The organism is Exiguobacterium sp. PvP048 (assembly GCF_040549175.1).
GTDB classification, from domain to species: domain Bacteria; phylum Bacillota; class Bacilli; order Exiguobacteriales; family Exiguobacteriaceae; genus Exiguobacterium_A; species Exiguobacterium_A artemiae.
In genome coordinates, this window is sequence record NZ_JBEPSU010000006.1 from 47,510 (window position 1) to 71,469 (window position 23,960).

Below are 23,960 nucleotides of genomic sequence, written 5' to 3' on the forward strand. Positions count from 1 at the left end.
ACCGTTAGTATACGTGTTATTTCAGAGAACGACCATCCTCATTTTCCTTGAAACTGCGGTGTCCGTTTCTCGGCAAAAGCACGTAACGCCTCCAAGCGGTCTTCCGTCGGGATGACGGTTTCATAGGCAGCTGTTTCAAGTTTCAAGCCTTCTGAAAGCGTATGATCAAGCCCTTGGTCGATTGCCTGTTTCGCCTGCCGGATGGCAATCGGTCCGTTGCGCAGCATCTCGTCGGCAAAAGCCAGACAGACTTCCATCAATTCTTCGACGGTCGGAACGACACGCGAGACGATGCCGTAACGTTCCGCTGTCTCCGCATCGATTTTTTTTGCGGTGAAAATCATTTCCTTTGCCCGGGTCTCCCCAATCAACCGGGGCAGACGTTGTGTCCCGCCGGCGCCGGGAATGATCCCGAAACTGGTTTCCGTTAAGCCGACGAGCGCACCGTTGACGATGATCCGGAAATCACAGGCGAGCATCCATTCGAAGCCTCCTCCGAGCGCATGACCGTTGACGGCAGCAATCGTCGGTTGCGGCAAACGGGCAATATCTGCGAAGACGTCACGAATCATTTCGACGTTCCGTCGGACTTCCGTTTCGTTTAACGTCACCCGTTCCTTTAAATCCGCTCCGGCACTAAATGCTTTTCCCGTTCCCGTGAAGAGAACGACCCGGATATCCGGCTCGCGACGGACGGTTGCGACGAGCTCTTTCAATTCGACCAGCGTCGGATAATCGAAACAGTTCAGCCGTTCCGGCCGGTCCACCCGAATAACGGCGACGTGATCCAAACGTTCCAAATGAATCATGTCAGTTCCTCCCGTTCAACAATGAGTGCAATGCCTTGTCCGACTCCGACACACATCGTTGCGAGACCATATGTCTGATTCGTCCGGCACATTTCGTGGATTAACGTCGTCAAAATCCGTGCCCCGCTTGCGCCGAGTGGATGACCGAATGCGATCGCACCTCCGTTGACATTAACTTTTTCCGGCGGTAATCCAAGCTCGTTCATACAGGCGACGCTTTGTGCCGCAAACGCCTCGTTGAGTTCAATCAAGTCCAGCTGCTCCACCGTCAAACCGGCCCGTTTCAAGACTTTCCGGGTCGCGTCGACCGGTCCGATTCCCATGACAGCAGGCTCAACACCGGCGACGGCACTGGCTCGGTAATAGGCAAGAGGCTTCAGACCAAGATGTTTCGCCGTTTCTTCGTTCATCAACAGCAAGGCGGCTGCCCCGTCGTTGACACCCGATGCATTTCCCGCTGTAACAGTACCGTTCGGAAACAGGCTTTTGAGCGTTCCAAGCTTTTCACGGCTTGTATCGGGACGCGGATGTTCGTCCGTATCGACTTCGATGACCTGTCCTTTACGTGTCGTATACCGGACCGGCACCAGCTCGGTTTGAAAACGATGTGTTTCCATCGCCTGCTTCGCCCGTTGCTGACTGGAAAAGGCAAAATCGTCCTGCGTTTCCCGCGAAATGCCGTACCGGGTTGCAACGTGTTCCGCCGTTTCCGGCATCGAGTCCGTTCCGTACATTCCTTGCAGCTTTTCATTGACGAACCGCCAGCCGATTGTCGTGTCATACAGCGTCGGATTCCCGCGGGCGAAACCCGTTTCCGGTTTGCCCATGACGAACGGAGCCCGGGTCATGCTTTCCGTTCCGCCGGCAATATAAATATCGCCTTCGTTCATCGCAATCGCCCGGGCTGCCGCAATGACGGCATCCAGTCCGGAACCGCACAGCCGGTTGACGGTTGTTCCCGCGACTTCTACCGGCAGACCGGCGAGTAAGCCAGACATCCGGGCGACATTCCGGTTATCTTCTCCCGCCTGATTGGCATTTCCGAAAATCACTTCTTCGATTTGCTTCGGATCGACATTCGGATTGCGGTCAACGAGGGCTTGAATGACACACGCCCCTAAATCATCCGGGCGGACGTCTTTCAGTGCCCCGTTATACCGGCCGATTGGTGTACGGACCGCATCAATGATCGCTACACGTCTCATCGTGTCTTCACCCCGCTGTCGGAATACTCATAGACACCGCGTCCGGTTTTTCGCCCGAGCCGTCCTGCTTTGACATACTGTTCGAGCAGTGGTGCCGGCCGGTATTTTTCACCCAATTTTTCATGCAGATACTTCAGATTGTTTAAACGGGTGTCGAGTCCGACGAGATCCCCGAGTTCAAACGGTCCCATCGGATAGTTCAGTCCAAGCTTGATCACTTTATCAATTTCTTCCGGTGTCCCGAGTCCTTCCTGGAGCATATAAAACGCTTCATTTCCGACAAGGGCACTGATCCGTGACGTAACGAATCCGGGAAACTCCTGAATGACAACCGTCTCTTTTCCCATCTGTTGCGCAACGGTTTCGCAGATCATTACCGTTTCGTCCGATGTCTCAAGACCCCGTGCCAGTTCGACGAGCGGCATCCGGTGGACCGGATTAAAGAAATGCATCGCCATGACCCGTTCCGGACGTTTCGTAAACGACGCAATCTCGGTCGGGCTCATCGTCGACGTATTGGTCGCAAAGACACACTCCGCCGGCGCATGACGGTCCAGTGTCTCAAACACCATTCGTTTGATTTCGAGTCGTTCCGGAACAGCTTCGATTACGAGATCTGCTTCTTTGACCGCCTCTTCTAAATCCGTTGCATAGCGCAAACGGTCGAACAGTTGACCGACTTCTTCCGTCGTCATTTTCCCACGGCTGACACCTTTATCCGCAATCGTTTCCAGTTTTTGCTGCGCTGACGCAAGCAGTTGTTGCTCCACATCGACGAGCGTCACGTCAAATCCGCTTGCTGCTGCGACGTACGCAATCCCTCTTCCCATCACACCTGATCCTACGACAACCATCTGTTGAACCATCATCTGATTTCCCCCTTTAAAAAAAGCGTCCGGACGAACGTCCGCACGCTTTGGTTTTACAGTCCGAACGGATTAAGTGGACGACTGCCGTAGTACGACAGGATACTTTTCGTTTCCGTATATAAATCAAGCGTCTCGATGCAGAGTTCACGACCGAAACCAGATTGTTTGTAGCCGCCGAACGGTGTGCCCGGGAAGGCCGAGAACGGACAGTTGATCATGACGATACCGGCTTTGATTTGATTCGCAATCCGTGTCGCCCGCGCTCCGTCTTTTGTCCAAATCGCTGATCCGAGTCCGAACTCCGTATCGTTTGCGAGACGCACGGCTTCTTTTTCGTCCTTGAACTTCATCACGACGACGACCGGTCCGAAGATTTCTTCCTGGACGGCTTTCATGTCGTGTGTCACATCGGCAATGATCGTCGGTGCATACCAGAAACCTTCTTCAAAGCCGGCTACTTTCTCGACTTGACCCCCAGTCAAAATCGTAGCGCCGTCCGCTTTCGCCGATTGGACATAACCGTCGATGACATCGAGTTGCTGTTGATCGATGATCGCTCCAACGTGTGTGCCTTTATCGAACGGATTACCGAGCACCAATTGTTTCGTTTTCGCGACGAATTGTTCCATGAACGTATCGTAAATGTCTTCATGAACGTACAGGCGTGAGCGCGCTTCGCACGACTGACCGCTGTTGTAGAAGATCCCGAACAACGAACCGTCGACGGCTGCCGTGATATCGGCATCCTCAAAGACGAGATTCGGTGATTTACCGCCAAGCTCGAGCGTGACGCGTTTCAGACTTTCCGACGCCCGGCCCATGATATCTTTTCCGACTGGTGTTGAACCGGTGAAGGCCACTTTATCAACATTCGGATGCTCTACCAAATGATTGCCGATTTCACGGCCCGATCCCGGAATGACGTTGACGACGCCCGCCGGTACACCGGCTTCGAGACAAATTTCACCCAGGATAATGGCTGTCAGTGGTGTCAGCGTCGCCGGTTTCACGACAACCGAACAGCCGACGGCAATCGCCGGTGCGACTTTCCACGCCGCCATCATCAACGGATAGTTCCACGGAATGATTTGGGCACAGACGCCGACCGGTTCTTTTTCCGTGTAGTTATGGAATTGACCCGGCACGTTATTGACGGATCCGCGGTGACCGACGATGGCACCGGCATAAAATTCAAAGTCTTCAATCGCTTGCGTGATTTGTCCCTGTGCCGCAGCGAGTGATTTCCCGGTATCCAGAATCTCGAGTTCCACGAGCTCATTAAAACGTGAACGCATGATGCCGGCAATTTTATTCAGCACTTGTGACCGGCGACCGACCGGCCACATTTTCCACTTCCCGTGATCAAAAGCATCACGCGCCGCCTGGACAGCACGATCGGCATCGGCTTTTGACGCTTTTGCGACTTCCGCGATGACTTCGCCCGTCGCCGGATTATACGTTTTGAATGTCTCGCCTGATGTCCCTTCGACCTGTTCACCGTTGATGACCAGATGATAGACGGAACGTTTCATCTCAATTGTTTTTTCATGTACCGTTGACATAGCTCCCACTCCTTTTAGTTTCCTTTGAATGTCGGTTGGCGTTTTTCAACGAAAGCTTGCATGCCTTCCGTTTGATCGTTCGTCCCGAATAGTAAGTAGAAATTTCGTCGTTCATGATCCATGCCGTCTTGCAACGATAGATTCCCTGCTTTATCGACGGCATCTTTGATCAGACGAACGGAGACCGGAGGCTGGGCGGCGATTTGGTGTGCACGCGTCATGACGTCATGTTCGAATTGTTCCGGTGCGAACACGCGGTTGATGATGCCAAGGCGTTCCGCTTCCAGTGCCGGCATCCGTTCCCCCGTCCATAACCATTCAAGCGCCCGTGTCCGACCGATTCGTCTCGTCAATCGTTGGGTTCCGCCGGCTCCCGGCATGACGCCGAGTCCGACCTCCGGAAACGCAAACTGCGTCTCGGGTGTCGCATAGATTAAGTCGCAGGCGAGAGCCAGTTCAAACCCTCCGCCGAGCACAAAGCCATGAACGGCCGCAATCAACGGTTTATGCAGCCGGCTGATTCGGTCCCAATCCGCAAACGGATCAAGCAATTCCATCGAAACCGGGGTTGCGTCGACCATCTCCTCGATGTCGGCTCCGGCGGAAAAGGATTTTCCTTCACCGTTCAGGACGATGACCGCAACCGTTTCATCCTGATCGAACCGCTCCATCGCTTCGACGATTTCCCGGATCATCGCCCGGTTTAAGGCATTGTAACGCTCCGGACGGTTCAGCCGGATCCGGCCGATCCGACCGTCGATACTCGCCTTAACGTACTGTGGCGTCAGCATGGACTTCTTCACCAATCATCAGCGTTACAAGATCTCCCGCAAAGCCCATCAAATCTTTCCCGGATGCTTTCCCTTCAAGCGAACGCATGCCGGCTTTCATCGTTTCATGGCTTTCGTAGACCATTTCGCACATCAGATAATATTTCCCGTCTCCGCCCATCGGTGAACCGACGATTTTCGTGACCGTCATCTGTTGCAGACCGGGAATCTTGGCCGTCAGCGGACCATGGACATTAAAGTAATGCTCGTCAAACTGTTCCTTGTTTTCCGGATGTGTATAAAGCGCGATTAGTTTTACCATAATGATTACCTTCCTTCACATGAGAGTAGAGACGGGTTTCATCGCCTCGAATGGATTTTTGCATGATTTACAGTATAAAATGCTGCGACAAGCCGTCGGACCAAACAGATTTTCAATCGAGACGAACGTCGATCCGCAGTACGGACAGTCGATTTCCCATTTTCCGTCGACGACGCGCGGCGGGGCAATCCCAAACGACTTCAGACCGACAATCCCTTGTTCCGTAATCCGGTCCGATGTCCAGGGTGGATCAAACAGGAAGACGACATTGACCGTATTGACCCGAGGTACTTGCAACAACGCGGATTCCGTATTTTTTTGAATGATATCAAGCGCCGGACATCCTAAAAATGTCGGCAGCAGTGTCACCCGGACATCGTATCCGAACGGTGTCTCCGTCCATTCCGTCGCTTCGACCATCCCGAGATCCAGGATACTGACCGCATCGATTTCCGGATCCTTGACCGTATCGAGCGCCTGCCGGATCTCCTGTTCTAAACGTGTCGTCATCTGCCGTTCCCCCTTCACCATACCGCTGACTGATCGAGCAGATACACTTCCCCGAGCGTCGATAAGGCATCGTTCAAATCAGGCGAGTGCTCACCGTTTCGTCCGTTGTAGGTCATCTTCATTTCCGGCAACGTGACGTTTAGATCGACGAGCACCGGCGTCAGTGCCTGATACCAGCGATCCAGTAAAATCCCCTGACCTTCAATCAACCGCATTTCATCAATCAGTTCTGACGCTTCCCCGTAATCAAACAGATCACCGAAGTCTGCCAGCACCCGTTCAAGCGCCGCATCCATTTTCTGACGGGCTGTTTCCGTCGATTGATACAGCTGGGTGAACCACGTCTGCCAGTGCAGCAGATGATAATACAACTCCATGTTGACCTTGACGGCGAGGGCCGCAAGCGGCGTATAACTGCTTTTTTTCAACGAATCAATCCGAACCTTTTTCGCGAGCGTGTAACAATAGTTGCGGACAACGGCGTAGGCCCAGTCGTATTCCGGGTTTTCCATATAATAGCCCGGTCCGTTGACGCGTTCGACGAGAACGGAGTTTTTCCGTTCGTGCGCAAGCCGGACGTGTGCGAGTGCATCGGCTTTTCCTTCTCCGATTTCTTCAAGCAGCTGATAGTACATCGCCGCATGCCCCATCGAATCCTGGGCAATCGAGGATGACGCGACATCTTCTTCGATATGCGGAGCGAGCCCTAACCACTCTGATCCCCGGTAGGCGTATAAAAAGTCATCATCCGCCAGTTGATAGAGCAGTGAAGCCAACGCTAAACGTTCTGTTTCCGTCATTTCGAATCGCCTCCTTGCCAGGACATGATTTCTTTTTCATCGAGCATCTGTTGCTCATAATGACGCCATTTTTTCTTCAGGTAACCGTACCCTTTCGTCGTCCGGTAATCTTTGTTGTCGAGCCGTTGCAGCATCAGCTTTTCATCCGGTGTCATTCCCCGGATATCGGCCCGTTTGACGACCCAGATGTCGACGACCGGTTCGCGGCGCATGAAATTTTCCTGCGCCATCAGTAGAGCCATCTCTTTATTCGGTGCCAGTAAACTGAACTGATGCGTAAAGGCTGCATTCGGCGTCCGTTTACTGAACACTTCGAACTCTTGATAAAACGTTTCCGTCATGGTCTTTCCTCCTTCAGCCGATCGTCTCAGCAAGTGCCTCGCGCACCCAGGCATTGTTTTGATATGAAGTTTGGCGTAAGGCGAGCCGTTCCTTCGAACGGGGACCGCCGCCCTGAATGATTTTCTTGAATTCCGTCCAGTCCGGCTGGGCGTAAATCCATTGTCCGGTTTCCTCATCAAACCGTAATGTCGGATCCGGAATGATGAGACCAAGCGAACGGATACGGGGAACATATTTCGTAAAGAAATTTTGCCGCAACTCTTCGTTTGTCTTCGTCCGGATTTTATAAGCGATCGTCACGTCCTGTTTGGACGTACCGGTCGTTTCTTTTGATGCCGGACCGAAGAACATCAACAGGGATTCCCACCACTCGTCCAGCGATTCCTGAATCATTGCTTTTTGTTCCGGTGTCCCTTCTGCCAGAGCCATGATGATTGATTCGCCGTGCTGGGCATGGAACACTTCTTCGGCACAAATCCGTTGCAATGCCCGTGCATACGGTCCGTAGGAAGCTCCGAGCATGTTCGTCTGGGTAATGATTGCTGCCCCGTCGACGAGCCAGCCGATTGTCCCGGCGTCTGCCCAGGAACGGGTCGGCATATGGAAGACGTTATGGAATTTAAGACGTCCCGTGAATAAGTCATCCATCAGATCCGCCCGTGTTTTTCCGTACGGTTTCATCAAGTCCTCAACGACCCGAAGCAGGAGTTGACCATGTCCCATCTCATCCTGGACTTTTGCCATGATACCAAGTTTCCGGCGTAAGGACGGCGCTTTCGGCACCCATTCTTTTTCCGGTAAGGCGCCCATGATTTCACTGATGCCGTGCATCGAAATCAATTTGATCAGCGTGTCCCGGTAGAAATCAGGCATCCAGTCGTCGGCTTCAATTTTTTCCCCGTTTTCGATCCGTTCTTTAAATCGTTCCATTTTTTCCTCTTCGGTCATGACCGGTGGTTCAAAAAGATGCGTCGCATCGTACATTTCATTTCCTCCTTTGCTTAAACAAACTTCTTCTCAGACTCTGTGCGACGGTCGATGATTCGGACGGCCTTGCCTTCAGACCGCGGAAGTCCATATGGCGGGTGACAAATCAGATCCACTGATATCAGACATTCTGTTTTCATCGCATGACAGATGACCCGCTTCAGCTCTTCGGCAACCGTCCCAGCTTCGAGCTCGATGTGCAGTTCCAGTGCTTCAAGTCCTGCCCGTTGAATCCGGTGAATTTGATAGTGCGGTGTGACACCCGGTTGTTGCAACAGCACCCGTTCGATTTCGGACGGGAAAACATTGACGCCCCGGATAATCATCATGTCGTCCGTTCGTCCTTTGACCCGTGACATCCGGGTCGTCGTCCGGCCGCAGGCACAGACTTTTGTCGTCACGGATGCCAAATCCCCGGTCCGGTACCGGATGATTGGAAGCGCTTTCTTTTTTAAGCTTGTAAAAACGAGTTCCCCGACCATTCCTTCTGGTAGCGGTTCGCCCGTTACGGGATCAATGACTTCTGTGATGAACAAATCATCCATCAGATGCAATCCGTTTTGTTCCTGACATTCCATCGCGACACCGGGACCCATGATTTCGCTGAGACCATAGATGTCAAATGCCCGAATCCCCCACTTGTCTTCGAGAGTCTGCCGCAGCTCTTCCGACCATGGCTCGGCTCCGAAAATCCCGTACCGGAGGCTGCTCATCTTCGGATCGAGACCCTTCTCTTCCATCCGTTCCGCCAGATGCAACATATAAGACGGTGTTCCGCAAATTCCGCGCGGCTGAAAATCTTCAATCAATGTGATTTGCCGATCCGTATTACCGCCGGACACGGGAACAATCGTCATTCCCAGCTGTTCAGCTCCGCTGTGCAAGCCAAGTCCGCCGGTGAACAGACCGTAGCCGTAGGCGTTGTGCAACAAATCGGTTTTTTCAGCACCGATGGCGACCAGACCACGTGCAACAGCGGTCGACCAGTCATCGAGGTCACTTTGTGTATAACCGACGACGGTTGGTTTTCCGCTTGTTCCGGATGAGGCATGGATCCGCACCGCTTCATGCGGCAGAACGGCAAACAATCCGAACGGATACTGTTCCCGAAGGTCACTTTTATACGTGAACGGTAACTTTTGGATGTCTGCCATCGTTTGCAGTGCTTCGGCATCAAGTCCCCGTTCCTTGAAGCGGGTTTGATAAAACGGAACATGTTCCATCACATGACGAACGGTCTCTCGTAGACTTGTCAGTTGTAAGCGCGTCCGTTCTTCCGCTTCCATCGTTTCCAGGATTTCGTTATACAAGTGGCACCCCTTCCCGCGTCTATATAACACAATAAATAAACGTTCGTTTTAAAATGGTTATACCATTAAACTACGATACGTTCACAATGTTGTCAATCCTTCATTTTGTTAAAAGCTCCCAACTTTCTTAAGATCCGTCTTTATTTCGATTAAATATGTGAATAGAGACCTTTCCTACAGAGAAACTCAAAAAACGATATTTCTTTTTGGAAAATATTCCTGAAATTGTTTGCTCATTTTGTAACTGATTGATAAAATATCGTGTGACAAGTGTTATACTGTTTTTGGTAAGATCAGCTCTGGTCAGGGGTAAGGGGGAATCGACGTGAAAAACGGTTTGTCGCTCGGCGACTCTGCGGTGATCGAGACGACTGTCACAGAAGAAATGTTTGCACAGTTTGAGGGTGTGGTTGTCCATCCTGCCTATTCGACCGTCTCGATGGTCTATCATATGGAATGGGCTGCCCGAAAACTCATCCTTCCTTATCTGGAAGAACAGGAGGAAGGTGTCGGTGGAGCTGTTTCCTTAAAGCATGTAGGAATGGCGACACTCGGATCGAATATCCGGATTGAAGCCGTTGTCAGTGAGCTTACCCCGGGTCGCGTATTGGCAAAAGTCGAAGTCAGACACGGCAATCGTGTCATCGGTCTTGGGGAAGTCAAACAGATTATCTTAAATAAGCAGCTGATTCAGGAAAAGTTGACGCCGCATGTTTTTTGAACTTAAAAATGAAAGCGCTTACTAAAGTTAGGAGGATGTTTTTATGAACATGTTGAACCCATCCACAAATCCATCGCTATCGATCATGGAAAAAATCTCAGGTCACGAGCAGGTCGTTTTTTGTAATGATCCTGTGTCCGGTCTGCAAGCCATCATTGCCATTCATGATACGACACTCGGTCCCGCCTTAGGTGGTTGCCGGATGGCACCGTATTCGACCGTCGATGAAGCTCTCGATGATGTCTTGCGGCTGTCACGCGGCATGACGTATAAATGCGCTGCAGCCGACGTTGATTTCGGCGGCGGGAAAGCTGTCATCATCGGTAATCCGGCAACAGACAAAACACCTGAATTGTTCCGTGCTTTCGGACGATTCGTCGATTCGCTCGGCGGACGGTTTTATACCGGAACGGACATGGGCACGACGATGGACGATTTCGTCCATGCCAGCCGGGAAACGTCACGGATCGTCGGGATTCCGGAAGCCTTCGGCGGCAGCGGCGATTCATCGATTCCGACGGCAGAAGGTGTCATTTACGGTTTGCGGGCAACGGTCGAAACCTTATACGGATCCGATGACTTGAGCCGGGCCAGTTATGCCGTCCAGGGACTTGGAAAAGTCGGCTATAAAGTTGCCGAACAGTTATTGTCCGCCGGCGCGAATCTGTATGTATCCGATTTGAGCGAAGCCGTTCTCGCTGCTCTCGTTGAGCAGGCGGAAAAAACACCGGGAACGGTCCGTGTCATTGCTGCCCATGAAATTCATCTGACAGATGCCGACATCTTTGTCCCGTGTGCCTATGGTGGTGTCATCCAGGCGGCGAATATCGGACAGTTGCAATGTAAAGCCATCTGCGGATCGGCCAACAACCAGCTGGCCGACGATGCGCTGGCACTCGAATTACAGCAACGCGGGATTTTATATGCACCCGATTATATCGTCAACGGCGGCGGTCTGATTCAAGTCGCTGACGAACTGTACGGGGCAAACCATGAACGTGTCCTGTTAAAAACGAAACATATCTATGATGCGGTGCTAGAAGTGTTTAACGAGTCGCATGCAGAATCAATCACGACACTCGAAGCCGCCAACCGGATGTGCAACAAACGGATTCAGATCCGGTCTCGTCATAACAATATCTTTACGAATACGATCAAACCGAAATGGAACATCCGGAACGACTAAATGGAGGTGACACCAATGGAAACCGAATTTCCGATTTACCGAATCCTTGATGATGCAGGACACGTCCTCGATACATCTAAAACCGATTTGCTGACAAAAGACTTGAGCCTCGCCTTATTTACACATATGAACCGAATCCGGACGTTTGACCGGAAAGCGATCAATCTCCAACGTCAAGGGCGGCTTGGCACCTATGCACCGTTCGAAGGACAGGAAGCCGCACAGGTCGGCAGTGCGTATGCGTTGCAGGACAAAGACTGGGTCTTCCCGACATACCGGGATCACGGAGCAACACTGACGTTTGGCGCCAACATGGTCCGGACGTTCTTATATTGGAACGGACGCGTCGAAGGCTGTGTCCCGACGGATGAGTTGCATATCTTTCCACCCGCTGTTCCGATCGCCACACAAATTCCGCACGCAGTCGGTGCGGCATGGGCGGAAAAACGAAAAGGATCGACCCAAGTTGCCGTCGCTTACTTTGGCGACGGAGCGACGTCGGAAGGTGATTTTCATGAAGGCATGAACTTCGCCAGCGTCTTCCAGGCTCCGGTGATCCTGTTTAATCAAAACAACGGCTATGCGATTTCCGTCCCGATTCAAAAACAGATGCATTCGGAAACGATTGCCCAAAAAGCATTGGCATACGGTATGCCAAGTGTACGGATTGACGGCAATGACGTGTTCGCCGTGTATTTCACGATGCAAAAAGCACTGGAGCGGGCCCGTTCCGCTGGCGGTCCGACATTGATCGAAGCCGTCACGTGGCGCTTCGGTGCCCATACGACGGCGGACGATCCGTCGAAATACCGCGATCAGGAACGCTCCCGGGACCGAGTGGATCCTTTCGAGCGACTAGAAGCATTCATGAAGGAACAGGGCTTTTATGATGAGCAGGAGATCGAAACGATTCGGTCCCGTCATCAGGAAGAAGTCGAAGCCGCCGTCAAGACGATGGAATCCTTCCCGCCGCCTGACGTCAATGATTTATTTGACCATACGTTTGCAACATTACCGGACGATTTAGTCCGTCAAAAAACGGATTATCTGACTGCAAGGGGGAATTAACATGGCGACACCTATCAATCGGCAAACAGAGATGACGCTTGTCCAGGCTGTCACCGATGCTTTACGGACAAAACTGACGGACGATGAGACGACGCTTGTACTCGGAGAAGATGTCGGAAAAAACGGCGGTGTCTTCCGGGCAACGGACGGTTTGCAGGAAGAGTTCGGGGAAGACCGGATCATCGATACGCCGCTTAGTGAAGCCGGCATCGTCGGAACATCGATCGGTCTCGCGGTCAACGGATTTAAGCCGATTGTCGAAATCCAATTTCTCGGTTTTATCTATCCTGCTTACGAACAGATCATGACCCACGTCTCACGGATCCGGATGCGGACAATGGGACGTTACGGTGTACCGATGGTCATCCGTGCACCTTATGGCGCCGGCATTCGGGCACCGGAAATCCATTCCGACAGTACGGAAGCGCTGTTTACCTCGATGCCCGGCCTGAAAGTCGTCTGCCCTTCGACGCCGTATGATGCGAAAGGATTATTGATTGCCGCCATTGAAGATCCGGACCCGGTCCTGTTCCTCGAGTCGATGCGGAGTTACCGGGCCTTTAAGGAGCCGGTTCCGAGTGAAGCGTATACGATTGAAATCGGTAAAGCCAACTGCATCACCGAAGGGCAGGACGTGACCCTGATTGCCTGGGGAGCAATGGTTCAAGTCGCACAAAAAGCCGCGACGGAAGCCGCGACCCGTGGTATCTCCTGTGAAGTGATTGATTTACGGACCCTTTATCCGCTGGATCGTGAAACGATTTCAGCATCGGTCCAAAAAACCGGCCGGGCTGTGATCATTCATGAAGCCCAGGCAACGGGTGGTCTTGGAAATGATCTGCTTGCGCTGATCAACGATACTTCGTTCTTATATTTACGGGCACCAGTTGCCCGCGTCACCGGGTTCGACGTTCCTGTTCCATTATTCGCCCTGGAGGACCATTACATCCCGACGCCGACGCGTGTGCTTGAAGCGATCCAGCGTACGGTCGATTTTTAAGGAGTGAATGTGATGATTGAAGTAAAGCTGCATGACGTTGGTGAAGGGATGACGGAAGGTGAAATCGCGAACTATCTGGTCCGGGTCGGGGATCGTGTCACAATTGATCAGCCTGTCGTCGAAGTGTCGACCGATAAAATGGTCGCTGAATTACCGGCACCGGTTTCCGGTGTCGTTACGGACCTCATCATCCCTGTCGGTCAAACCGTCTCGGTCGGTACGGTCCTATTATTGATTGAAGCCCTTGAAACAGAAACGGCCGTAACTGCGGAACAATCGATCCAGCAGACGACGGAACAAATCAAAGTCCGGCCGCCTGTTGTCACACCGGCTGTTCCGTCAAATAATCGGCGTGTCTTGGCTACACCGTACACGCGTAAAATCGCACGTGAACATGGAATTGATTTGGAACAAGTTCCGCCTTCCGATCCGTCAGGTCGTGTGACAGAGGAAGATGTCCGGCGGTTCCTCGATACCGATACTTCCGTCGAGAAAACCGATGTCGTCGAACAGACAAGTACACTTTCCGCTAACCCGGTCGAAACGATTCCGTTCCGAGGCATCCGGAAGCAGATCGCTAAAAAAATGACACAGTCGCTCTTTACGATTCCGCATGTCACGCATTTCGAAGAAGTCGATATGACCCGCCTGCTCGCCTTACGCGAAGAATTAAAGACGGCCGATAAACCGATCAGCTTCAACGCCTTTTTCATTAAAGCCTTGATCGTCGCACTGCAAGACTTCCCGGTCTTTAACGCTAAACTTGATGAGGCCAACGAACAGATCATTCTCGAGCAACAGTTTCATATCGGCGTCGCAACCGAGACGGCGGATGGACTGATTGTGCCGGTCGTCCGTGACGCTGACAAATTGACGATGCAACAGTTGCACACGCGTGTCGCAGAACTGTCGGCCCGTGCCAAGACAGGCGATTTACGCGCTGCAGACCTGAAACCAAGCACGTTCACGATGAGTAATGTCGGTCCCCTCGGAAGTACGGGAGCGACGCCAATCATCAACTATCCGGAAACTGCTTTGATTGCCTTCCATAAAACAAAAAAACGGGTCTGTGTTGACGACCACGATCAAATCGTCATCCGTTCGATGATGAATCTCTCGATGTCCTTTGATCACCGCGTCGCCGACGGCGCAACGGCCGTTGCTTTTACGAACCGGTTCGCCGGATTGATCGAACACCCCACTACTTTATTGATGGAGCTGATTTAAATGGTCGTAGGTGAACTGACGCAAGAACGTGATTTAGTGATTCTTGGCGGTGGTCCAGCCGGTTACACCGCTGCGATCCGTGCCAGTCAATTGGGTCGAACCGTCACTTTGATTGAACAGGCACAAATCGGCGGACTTTGTTTGAACAAAGGATGTATTCCGTCTAAAGTCGTTGCTCATGCCGCAGAAGTCAAACTGCAAACGAAACATATGACTGCTCTCGGCTTCTCGTTTCATCCGACACATGATTTCAGTCAATTGGTCGAGTACCGGGAACGGACCATCCGTCAATTACGAACCGGAGTCGAAGCGCTCTGTCAGGCCAACGCAATTGAAGTCGTTCACGGAACGGCTTCCTTCTTGGCGGATGACCGGATCGGTGTCGAGCTCGGGCATCAGTTTGATACGTACCGGTTTAACGATGTCGTGATTGCGACCGGCAGTCACAGCATCAAGCAAGATGCCCCTTCCGTACTGAATGCCGAACAGTTATATCAATTGACCGAGTTACCCGAACGTCTCGTCATCATCGGACAGGACTATATCGCGATCGAAGCCGCCATGAGTTTTAAAGCCCTCGGGACGTCAGTCACACTGATTGCAGATGCATTCGATTTTGATCCGAGTCTCGACAAAGAGTTGCGGCGTCTCTTTAAAAAACAAAAAATCCAGTTGGTCACCGGTACCGTCACGGCAATCGAAGCTCAGGAGGACGTGACCGTGACTGTTGTCAAACAGGGGCAGGAAACGACCTGGTCCGCTCCTTTCCTGTTTCACTCGTTACCCCGGGTTCCGCATACGTTGGAGCTTGGGCTTGAACGAATCGGTGTGACGTTAGCAGAAGACGGAACGATTCCCGTCGATCCATTCGGACAGACGAACCGTCCTCACATTTATGCGATCGGCGATGTGACACCCGGTCCCGCTATTGCAACACGTGCCATCCACGAGGCAAAACGGACCGCTGAACATCTGAGCGGACAGTCGGCTGATACGACGGTTCCCTATTATCCGACCATCATCCGCTCCCTTCCGCCCATTGTCTCGATCGGCTTGACGGAACAAACGGCGACAGACGCCGGTCATTCGTTCCGGACCGCGCAGTTCGCACTTAACGCCAATGGAGCGACGACCATCGAAGGAGGTAGCGGATTCATCAAAGTGATTTCCGATGCGACGACCAGTCTCATCCTCGGTATTCATATGATCGGCGAAGGTGCGATCGAATTGGCCGGTGTCTTTGCTCAGACGCTTGAACTGCATGCGAAAGAAGAAGACGTCCGCTTCCCGGTCATGCCGCATCCAAGTCGAAACGAAGCCTTTACGGAAGCTATCGAAGCCTTGCTCGGACAGGCAATTCATTTACCGCCTCGTCAGCAGGATGTCTTAGCGAAGTCGTAAGTTGCAACCGGACCGTTCCTTTTCCTAGGTAACGGCCGGTTTGTTGTTTGGATTTTTAGTGCGAAGGAGGTTAGACGATGGAAGTCTACTTTACAAGGTTGAACTGGAACGACACATCCTTTCCCATTGCGGCAACGGGAACCGGACTTTGTTATGTCGGTGCGTTAAATGAACCGTCGGACTTATTTGACGACTGGATCCGAAAGCATTTACCCCGGGCTGAACTGATCGAGCATCCACGTATCATGCAACCGTATCAGGAACAACTCCTAGAATACTTAGACGGGACACGCACCCGGTTCTCGCTCCCGCTTCATTTGATCGGCACCCCCTTTCAATTGGAGGTCTGGCAGGCCTTATGTCAGGTTCCATACGGTGTGACGGTGACGTATTCAGATATCGCCCAACAGATTTACCGGCCGAGTGCGACGCGCGCTGTCGGAACCGCCATCAGTAAAAATCGTGTTTTGATCGTCGTTCCCTGCCACCGCATCGTCGGCAAAAAAGGCGACTTAACCGGTTACTGGGGCGGTCTGAACATGAAACGTCAGCTGTTGGAGATCGAACAGGTCTCGTCCTCGAAACTCCCTTTCCTGTGATTGAAGAATATCGGGAAACACTTGGTTCATACACAAAAAGGGACTGACTCAAAAGTCACTCTCTATAAAAATCAGGGTGGCGGAATGATAGTCCGCCACCCTGATTCCGTAAAAAAAAAAAGAATCACTCGCCTTCACGCCACTCCTACAGAAAAAAGCGCAAACTGGCCGGTGTCTCACCTGAGGAAAAGGCGTGAAAGAAACAGTGTTTGTTCGCTCGAAATCGCTTCCTAGGGAAAAACAAGCAGGAGCGACCCAGCAGCAAAGCGATGCGGCGCGATGCTTGTCCCAGGAAAACGATTCGAAGCGAACAAAAAAGCGGTTCTTCTCGATCAAGAGAAAAACCGCTACTTTGTCTTCAGTCTGAGGCGCCGGATTTTACTCCGACGCCCCTGCTATGAAAAAAGATAATCCCGGGTATCCCGTTGGTTCAATCGTTATTTACACCAAACCGGTAAGTCGTTTCCCAGTAGTAGGTCTGATTTGGTTTAACCAAAATATCTGGGAAACTAGGTTCATTCACTGCATTCGGATGAACCTGCGTTTCAAGACACAGTCCGAGTGAAGGACGGGAACGGACACCGCGGATTTCATAATCCGTCTCGAGTTGCGTCCCGGTGTAGAGGATGACGACGGGTTGATTGGTTGTCACTTCAAGAGACCGGCCACTTACCGGGTCTTCCAACCGAATCGGCTGTCCGGATAAAAGAAACGGATGATCGTAGCCGTTCCCTGCGGCTGCCGTTTCCGGATGACCGGATTCCGCTCCGCTTCGAATCAGTCGTCCCGTTCGGAAATCAAGAGGTGTCCCTGTCACGTCCCGCAACTCACCGGTTGGCAGTAAATCCGCTCCGACAGGCAAGTACATCTCACTTGGAATCGTCAATTGATGGTCGAGGATATCCCGTTGTAAGTTCCCCGACAAATTCCAGTACGTATGATTCGTCAGGTTTAACGGTGTCGTCTGATCCGTCGTCGCGTGCATCGTCAACGTCAAGACGACACCTTCGAGCTGATAGACTGCATCGAGTGTGACGTTGCCGGGATACCCTTCCGCTCCGTCCGGACTGAACAGACGGAGATGAAGTCGATCCGTCGCGGCCTCGACGACCTCAAAAAGCGCTTGATCAAATCCGTCGATTCCTCCGTGCAGATGATGGGTTCCATCGTTTGCTGCCAGTGGATAGAAGGTTCCTTCCACTTCCATTTGCGCTTGTCCGATACGCCCGGCGACCCGGCCGACGATGGCCCCGAAATATGGAGAATGGTCCCGGTACTCCTTTAATGTGTCAAAACCCAGGACGACACTCTCGATCCGGCCATCCCGATCCGCAACACGAATGTCATTGATGATACCGCCATAATTCCAAATCTCGACTTCGATTCCCGGTTGTGTCAGTGTATGACGAATGAGATCCGTTTCCTGAATGAATTGTGTCTGCTTCGTCATCGTCGATCACCTGCCACTTGTCGGCTGACCGTTTCAAGGAAGCGGTCAAGTCCCGCCTGTCCCTCCGGCGTTTGTTTAAAGACACCACAGTCTTCAAGACCACGGACAAATTTTGCTGCGACCGCTTGGCGGACATAGTCCGTCACGTCTTGCCCGTTGTATGCTGCTTTCAATTCCGTTGCCCATTCTTGATGCGACGGAGCTGTCGAATCAGCCGTCCCTACGATGAACTGTTCGACTTGCTCGAGTTCACTTAACAGACGGGCCGGTAACACCGCGAGTCCCATTACTTCAATCAAACCGATGTTTTCGCGTTTGATATGGTGAATGTCGGCATGCGTATGGAAGATGCCGTCCGGATGTTTTTCCGATGTCCGGTTGTTTCGTAAGACGAGATCGAGTTCAAACCGTTCGCCGCGCATCCGGGCAATCGGTGTCACCGTATTGTGGCGGACACCATCCGTCGCTGCGAGAATCTGATGATCGGTATCTTCGTACGTCAACCAGGTCTGATAGACCTCGTCCGCCGCATCGAGTAGTGCGTCAGCATCGGTACTGCTAAACCGAACGACCGTCAACGGCCAATGTAATGTTTCACCGGCCACATCCGGATGATCCGGTAGGACGAACTCTTGGAGCGTCTTCGCCCGATCCATCGCAAATTCATACCGTCCGCCCTGATAATGATCATGCGTCAAAATCGATCCACCGACGATCGGCAGGTCTGCATTGGATCCGGCAAAATAATGCGGGAACTGGGCGACGAATTCAAGTAACCGTGCAAAGGCTTGACGGTTAATGACCATGTCCCGGTGCTCCTGCGACAAGATGATGCTGTGTTCGTTGTAATAGACGTACGGTGAATATTGTAACGCCCAGGGTTCACCGCTGAGTGACAGCGGCACAATCCGGTGATTGGCACGGGCCGGATGATTGCTCCGTCCGGCATATCCGACGTTTTCGACACACAAGAGACAGGTCGGATAGGTCGATTCGACGACCTCCGTTTGTGCTGCCGCGATTTCACGAGGATCTTTTTCCGGTTTCGACAGGTTGATCGTAATGTCGATTTCACCATAGACCGTATCCGCTTGATACTGGATATTTTTGGCGATGCGTTTCGTCTGGATATAATTATTCGCTTGACTGAGCTGATAAAAATAGTCAGTCGCCTGTTGCGGATGTTCAGCGTACAACTGACGGAAAGTCGAAGTAATTTGAGACGGGCGATCGACGAACACATCCATCAATTCTGCCGCCAGCCGTTCTTTTTCATCCAGCCGCGGTGCCAGTTTCCCGGCCGTGATCTGGTGTTCAATCATCTCGTCCAAAAGATCAGGAATCGGACGCGTTCCGACGGTTCCCGGATCCACGTATGCAGCTTCCCCGAGCAAGGATAAGAGACGGTTTCTTGCGTAGACCGTATCTTCCGGTTCGATCAACCGTTGACGGACCGCCTGCTCTGTTAATTGTTTGATGAGTTCATTCATCGCCATTCACTCTCCTAACTCTCTCTTTACCGTACAGGTGTTTTGTAGCCTTGCGGACGCTGTTCATGCCAACGCCATGCATCTTGAATGATGGTGTCGATTTCTGTCCGGCGCGGTGTCCAGCCGAGAACCGTTTTCGCTTTATCAGATCCCGCAATCAATGTACTCGGGTCTCCGGCGCGTCGTGCGACCACCTGTTCCGGAATCGCATGTCCCGTTACACGGCGTGCCGCTTCAATGATTTCCCGGACTGAAAAGCCGCGGCTTGAACCGAGATTAAAGACGTCACTCGTGTTGCCTTGTTTTAAATATTCCAGTGCCAACAGGTGGGCATCGATTAAATCCTCGACATGGATATAGTCACGGATACACGTGCTATCTTCCGTCGCATAATCATCGCCGTAAATCGAAATCACCGGCCGCTGCCCGTTGGCGACTTCGAGGACAAGCGGAACCAGGTGGGTTTCCGGTGTATGATCTTCTCCGATTTCACCCGTTGCGCGTGCTCCGGCAACATTAAAGTAGCGGAGCGCGACATAGTTCAGACCATATGCCGTTTCACACCAACGCATCATCTTCTCCATCATCAGCTTCGTTTCACCGTAAGCATTCGTCGGATTCGTCGTGGCCGTCTCGAGAATCGGCATCTGTTCCTGCTCGCCGTATGTGGCCGCGGTTGATGAGAAGACAATCTGCTTCACATCATGCGCCATCATCGCTTCAAGCAACACTTGTGTGCCGTAGACGTTGTTGTCGAAATAAGCGAGCGGATGCTCCATCGATTCCCCGACTAACGAGAAGGCTGCAAAATGAACGACCTGATCGATTGTTTCCGTCTCAAACACGGTGTCAAGGAAGGCACGATCCCGGATATCCCCTTCGTAAAAACGGGCTTTCGGATGAACGGCTTCACGGTGACCCGACTTTAAATGATCGACCACGACGACGTCCTGACCGGCATCCACCAGTTGATAGACTGCATGTGATCCGATATAACCTGCTCCACCTACTACGAGTACTGCCATTTAAATGACCTCCTGTTCGACTTCTCGTGCTCCATCACCAACAGTTGCCGTATAGAACGATGCCGGATAACCGATTGTCGTCTCGTACGCTTGACCGACTTCCGTCATGAATGTCTCGACCGTTTCGTCTTCGACGATGGCAATCGCACAACCGCCAAAACCGGCACCCGTCATTCGGGCACCAAGGACTCCCGGTTGCGCCCACGCCGCTTCGACCAATGTATCCAGCTCTTTCCCCGTCACTTCGTAATCCACCCGCAACGAACGGTGTGAGGCATTCATCAGTTGACCGAATGCTTCGAGTCTCTCTTCTTTTAGAGCATCGAGCGCCTGCAACGTCCGCTCGTTTTCAGAAATCGCGTGACGTGCCCGTCGTTGCAATCGTTCATCTTCAAAAGAAATCGTTTCGAATTCATCCATCGACCATTGACCGAGTGATGCATACGGACGGTACTGTTGTAGATAGGTCAGTGCTGCTTCACATTCCGAGCGGCGTTCGTTGTATTTCGAATCGGCCAGTTCACGGCGCTTATTCGTATTCATGATGATGATCGTATAACCGGATAAATCGAGTGGTGCATACGTATAGTCAAGTGTCTCACAGTCAAGTAAGAGTCCGTATCCCGCTTTGCCCATCCCGATGGCAAATTGGTCCATGATGCCGCTGTTGACACCGATGTAGTGATTTTCAACCTGTTGACCGTATTTGACAAGTTCAATCCGGTCGACATTCAGATTGTACAGTTTGTCGAGCAAGACACCGATTACCAGTTCAAGAGAAGCGGACGAAGACAGTCCGGCCCCGTTCGGGATATCACCTTTGATTAAAATGTCGCACCCTGTATCAATCCGGTAACCGGCTTCCCGTAAGACATGAATCATGCCCTTGGCATAGTTGGCCCAGCCATCGGCAGATTGATGTGTCAAGTCATCCCCTGCGACTTCGATGATGCCGTCAGCTTCAAAGTTCAGCGAATAAAACCGGAAGACCGCATCATCGCGCTTGCGGGCAACCGCATGCGTTCCAAGCGTCAAAGCACACGGAAAGACATGTCCACCATTGTAGTCTGTATGTTCTCCGATCAAGTTAATACGACCCGGTGCAAAAAAGCGGTGGGTCGACGATTGACCGAATTGTTGTTCGAAAATCTGTTCTAATGTCTGGTCTGTCATACGATCGGCTCCTTTGACTCTGATGTAGGGATGCTGCGATGAACCGGTTGGATCCGCAGGCAACGTGCTTCATAATCGTTCGTGTAGTTCCAGGTCAAACCTTGTTGCATCAAATAAGCACCGCTCAGTTGACGATCTTCAACCTGATAGAGTGTGGTTTCCTCAAGGCCGGCTAACCGGAAACGGTAGTGACCGATTCCGTGTTTACGCATCGGGGCGACCGCCAGGATCACCGTTTGATCGTTTGATGTATACTGCATCAGCGAGGTCGTCACGCGGTCCGCTTTCAACCGGTACTGACGGCCGAATTGAACGGTTTCCCGAATCGTTTTGTACGTCGCAATCCATTCCGCCGCTTCCGCCAATTCTTCCGTTGTCCATTCGCTTAAGTTACCGCCGATGCCGAGCGTTCCCTGCATCGAAGACACAAAGCGTGTTGCAAGCGGTAAGTTCCGACCGTTGAGCCAGTTCGGACCATCCGTCACCCAGCAACTCATCATCTTCGCATTGTAGGCAAAGGAGAAATCGTGTTGGATTGTCAAGCGATCCAGTGGATCCGTATTGTCACTCGTCCAGACTTGTTCCGTCCGTTTGAGAATTCCGAGATCAATCCGTCCGCCGCCTCCGGCACACGCTTCAAAATCAACTTCCGGATGACGGACGCGCAATCCGTCAAAAATCCGGTACAGCGCATCGACATGCCGCTTCCATAATTCCTGTTGTTCTGCCGGTGTCGCACCCGGGAGAGCCGGTTCCGAAAACGCACGGTTCATATCCCATTTGATGTAATCAATGGCGTGGGTTGCGAGCAGTTCATCCATCATCCGGAATACGAATTGTTCCACCTCCGGCAAGCCGAGATTCAAGACAAACTGATTGCGTGAGGTCGTCCGACGGGCACCGGGACTGTGATAAATCCAGTCAGGATGGGTCCGGTATAAATTTGAATCCGGATTAACCATCTCCGGTTCGACCCAAAGTCCAAATGACATGTTTTGTTGTTTCACATAATCAATCAACGGCGTTAATCCGTTCGGAAACTTCTCCGGATTGACGACCCAGTCGCCAAGACCGGCCTGGTCGGAGTTCCGTTCACCGAACCAGCCGTCATCGACGACAAACAGTTCACAGCCGATGGCAGCGGCTTGATCCACCAGTGTTCGTTGACCGTGTTCCGTCACGTCAAAATAGGTCGCTTCCCAGGAATTATAGAGCACCGGCCGAACCTTGTTCCGGTCCGATTCCGGCATGATGACGTCCCGCTGGAAATCATGGGCGCGGGCACTCATTCCGGCAAAGCCGTCTGCCGCGTATCCGATATAAAATTCCGGTGTCGTAAGATGCTGACCGGCTTCAAGTCGCCAGCTGAAATCAAACTCATTCATCCCGCCCGATAGTTGGACGAATCCGAAGGCATCCTGCTCGAAGTGCATCGACCAGTTGCCGGAATAAGCGAAATGTCCGTAAATGACTTCGCCGGCTGATTCCGTTGCGCCGTGTTCCAAAGCGAACCAGGGATTTGCCTGGTGACTCGTCACACCCCGTCGGCTGTCAATCGTCTTACGTCCCGGTGTCAGCGGTGTGACTTGTTTTTGGAATTCACCGGTCCATGTTCCCGCGAAGTGGTGTAAGTTCAAGTCCGGTCGTTGTAAAATCCCCATCGCAAACGATTGGGCCGTCGTCAACCGGACGGATTGTGTTCCTGTGTTTTCAATCACGAGTGATCGCCCGATCATATCGTACGTTTCGTACAGGTCGTATTTGATACCGACCCGGAGTTCCTGTAACGAATCAAACAACCATAAGATCAATCCATTGCCGGATTGTTCGGCGCGTTCAAAAACGAACTGACTGATTCGTTGCCCGTCCTCCCGTTCTGATTTTAAAGTCGGTTCTGTGTAGACCATCTCACCAAATGGAATGAAGTCATAGACCGCAACCCCGTCCGGCGATTCAAATGAGCTGTGTGCCAGGACCGGATTCGGTAAGGCTTCATAGTCGGATGGGTACGGCAGACGCGCTCCAAAATACGTATGCAACACTTTGCCGTGCTGTCCGATTGTCACGACATGCGCGACGTGTTGTCCTTCGAGGACGAAACGCTGATTCGGCAGTTCAAGAATGGCCATGGTCG

23 protein-coding genes are annotated in these 23,960 nt (G+C 52.1%); 7 read left to right on the top strand and 16 right to left on the bottom strand.

Features of this window, described 5'->3' with window-relative positions:
• Window positions 1–38: 38 nt before the first annotated feature.
• The 11 genes from ABIC15_RS11445 to ABIC15_RS11495 are packed head-to-tail and all read right to left on the bottom strand — an operon-like array spanning window position 39 to window position 9,462.
• Window positions 39–809 carry an enoyl-CoA hydratase-related protein gene (locus tag ABIC15_RS11445; RefSeq protein ID WP_012369306.1) on the bottom strand — a complete coding sequence of 257 codons (771 nt, stop codon included), beginning with the start codon at window positions 807–809 and terminating at the stop codon, window positions 39–41.
• Window positions 806–2,014, bottom strand: coding sequence for an acetyl-CoA C-acyltransferase (locus ABIC15_RS11450; RefSeq protein WP_214766256.1), 1,209 nt, complete (start codon window positions 2,012–2,014; stop codon window positions 806–808). Before ABIC15_RS11450 ends, ABIC15_RS11445 begins: the two co-directional genes overlap by 4 nt.
• On the bottom strand, window positions 2,011–2,880 hold the full coding sequence (locus ABIC15_RS11455) for a 3-hydroxyacyl-CoA dehydrogenase (RefSeq protein WP_354020809.1): 870 nt from the start codon (window positions 2,878–2,880) through the stop codon (window positions 2,011–2,013). Before ABIC15_RS11455 ends, ABIC15_RS11450 begins: the two co-directional genes overlap by 4 nt.
• Before the next feature lie 56 nt (window positions 2,881–2,936).
• Entirely contained in the window at window positions 2,937–4,445 is a 1,509-nt protein-coding gene (locus tag ABIC15_RS11460) for an aldehyde dehydrogenase family protein (protein WP_354020747.1), read from the bottom strand.
• A gap of 14 nt (window positions 4,446–4,459) precedes the next feature.
• Complete coding sequence (locus tag ABIC15_RS11465) at window positions 4,460–5,236, bottom strand: enoyl-CoA hydratase/isomerase family protein (RefSeq protein ID WP_354020748.1); 777 nt, start codon at window positions 5,234–5,236, stop codon at window positions 4,460–4,462.
• Entirely contained in the window at window positions 5,214–5,537 is a 324-nt protein-coding gene (locus ABIC15_RS11470) for an EthD family reductase (RefSeq protein ID WP_012369301.1), read from the bottom strand. The genes ABIC15_RS11465 and ABIC15_RS11470 overlap by 23 nt, the downstream gene beginning before the upstream one ends.
• A gap of 15 nt (window positions 5,538–5,552) precedes the next feature.
• Window positions 5,553–6,047, bottom strand: coding sequence for a 1,2-phenylacetyl-CoA epoxidase subunit PaaD (gene paaD / locus ABIC15_RS11475; RefSeq protein WP_354020749.1), 495 nt, complete (start codon window positions 6,045–6,047; stop codon window positions 5,553–5,555).
• Between the two features lie 14 nt (window positions 6,048–6,061).
• Entirely contained in the window at window positions 6,062–6,847 is a 786-nt protein-coding gene (gene paaC, locus ABIC15_RS11480; RefSeq protein WP_012369299.1) for a 1,2-phenylacetyl-CoA epoxidase subunit PaaC, read from the bottom strand.
• Entirely contained in the window at window positions 6,844–7,188 is a 345-nt protein-coding gene (gene paaB, locus ABIC15_RS11485) for a 1,2-phenylacetyl-CoA epoxidase subunit PaaB (RefSeq protein ID WP_012369298.1), read from the bottom strand. Before paaB ends, paaC begins: the two co-directional genes overlap by 4 nt.
• 13 nt (window positions 7,189–7,201) lie before the next feature.
• Window positions 7,202–8,173 (bottom strand): 1,2-phenylacetyl-CoA epoxidase subunit PaaA, encoded by a 972-nt coding sequence (paaA, locus tag ABIC15_RS11490; RefSeq protein ID WP_214766264.1) that lies wholly within the window; start codon window positions 8,171–8,173, stop codon window positions 7,202–7,204.
• A 17-nt stretch (window positions 8,174–8,190) separates the two neighbouring features.
• Window positions 8,191–9,462 carry a phenylacetate--CoA ligase family protein gene (locus ABIC15_RS11495; RefSeq protein WP_354020810.1) on the bottom strand — a complete coding sequence of 424 codons (1,272 nt, stop codon included), beginning with the start codon at window positions 9,460–9,462 and terminating at the stop codon, window positions 8,191–8,193.
• Window positions 9,463–9,811: 349 nt separating this feature from the next.
• Here ABIC15_RS11495 and ABIC15_RS11500 point away from each other — a divergent pair, with 349 nt between their 5' ends.
• From ABIC15_RS11500 to ABIC15_RS11530, 7 genes are all read left to right on the top strand, one after another.
• Window positions 9,812–10,207 (top strand): thioesterase family protein, encoded by a 396-nt coding sequence (locus ABIC15_RS11500; RefSeq protein ID WP_012369295.1) that lies wholly within the window; start codon window positions 9,812–9,814, stop codon window positions 10,205–10,207.
• Window positions 10,208–10,250: 43 nt separating this feature from the next.
• Window positions 10,251–11,393, top strand: a complete 1,143-nt coding sequence (locus ABIC15_RS11505; protein ID WP_012369294.1) for a Glu/Leu/Phe/Val family dehydrogenase — start codon at window positions 10,251–10,253, stop codon at window positions 11,391–11,393.
• Between the two features lie 15 nt (window positions 11,394–11,408).
• Window positions 11,409–12,461, top strand: a complete 1,053-nt coding sequence (gene pdhA / locus ABIC15_RS11510) for a pyruvate dehydrogenase (acetyl-transferring) E1 component subunit alpha (RefSeq protein WP_354020750.1) — start codon at window positions 11,409–11,411, stop codon at window positions 12,459–12,461.
• A gap of 1 nt (window position 12,462) precedes the next feature.
• A complete protein-coding gene (locus ABIC15_RS11515) occupies window positions 12,463–13,461 on the top strand; it encodes an alpha-ketoacid dehydrogenase subunit beta (protein ID WP_012369292.1) in 999 nt (332 codons plus the stop codon).
• Between the two features lie 12 nt (window positions 13,462–13,473).
• A complete protein-coding gene (locus ABIC15_RS11520; RefSeq protein WP_354020751.1) occupies window positions 13,474–14,688 on the top strand; it encodes a dihydrolipoamide acetyltransferase family protein in 1,215 nt (404 codons plus the stop codon).
• Entirely contained in the window at window positions 14,689–16,089 is a 1,401-nt protein-coding gene (locus ABIC15_RS11525; protein WP_354020752.1) for a dihydrolipoyl dehydrogenase family protein, read from the top strand.
• 77 nt (window positions 16,090–16,166) lie between these two features.
• The gene (locus ABIC15_RS11530; protein WP_354020753.1) at window positions 16,167–16,688 is read left to right on the top strand and encodes a methylated-DNA--[protein]-cysteine S-methyltransferase; all 522 of its coding nucleotides are present in this window, start codon (window positions 16,167–16,169) and stop codon (window positions 16,686–16,688) included.
• A gap of 430 nt (window positions 16,689–17,118) precedes the next feature.
• On the opposite strand, the gene ABIC15_RS11535 is transcribed toward ABIC15_RS11530, so the two are convergent.
• From ABIC15_RS11535 to ABIC15_RS11555, 5 genes are read right to left on the bottom strand one after another with little or no spacing between them, the layout of a single operon-like run.
• Window positions 17,119–18,138: an aldose epimerase family protein gene (locus ABIC15_RS11535; RefSeq protein WP_354020754.1), complete on the bottom strand. Its 1,020-nt coding sequence runs from the start codon at window positions 18,136–18,138 to the stop codon at window positions 17,119–17,121.
• Complete coding sequence (locus tag ABIC15_RS11540) at window positions 18,135–19,634, bottom strand: UDP-glucose--hexose-1-phosphate uridylyltransferase (protein WP_354020755.1); 1,500 nt, start codon at window positions 19,632–19,634, stop codon at window positions 18,135–18,137. The genes ABIC15_RS11535 and ABIC15_RS11540 overlap by 4 nt, the downstream gene beginning before the upstream one ends.
• A 20-nt stretch (window positions 19,635–19,654) precedes the next feature.
• Entirely contained in the window at window positions 19,655–20,653 is a 999-nt protein-coding gene (gene galE, locus ABIC15_RS11545) for a UDP-glucose 4-epimerase GalE (RefSeq protein ID WP_354020756.1), read from the bottom strand.
• A complete protein-coding gene (locus ABIC15_RS11550; RefSeq protein ID WP_354020757.1) occupies window positions 20,654–21,826 on the bottom strand; it encodes a galactokinase in 1,173 nt (390 codons plus the stop codon).
• Entirely contained in the window at window positions 21,823–23,955 is a 2,133-nt protein-coding gene (locus ABIC15_RS11555) for an alpha-galactosidase (RefSeq protein ID WP_354020758.1), read from the bottom strand. Before ABIC15_RS11555 ends, ABIC15_RS11550 begins: the two co-directional genes overlap by 4 nt.
• Window positions 23,956–23,960 lie beyond the last annotated feature (5 nt).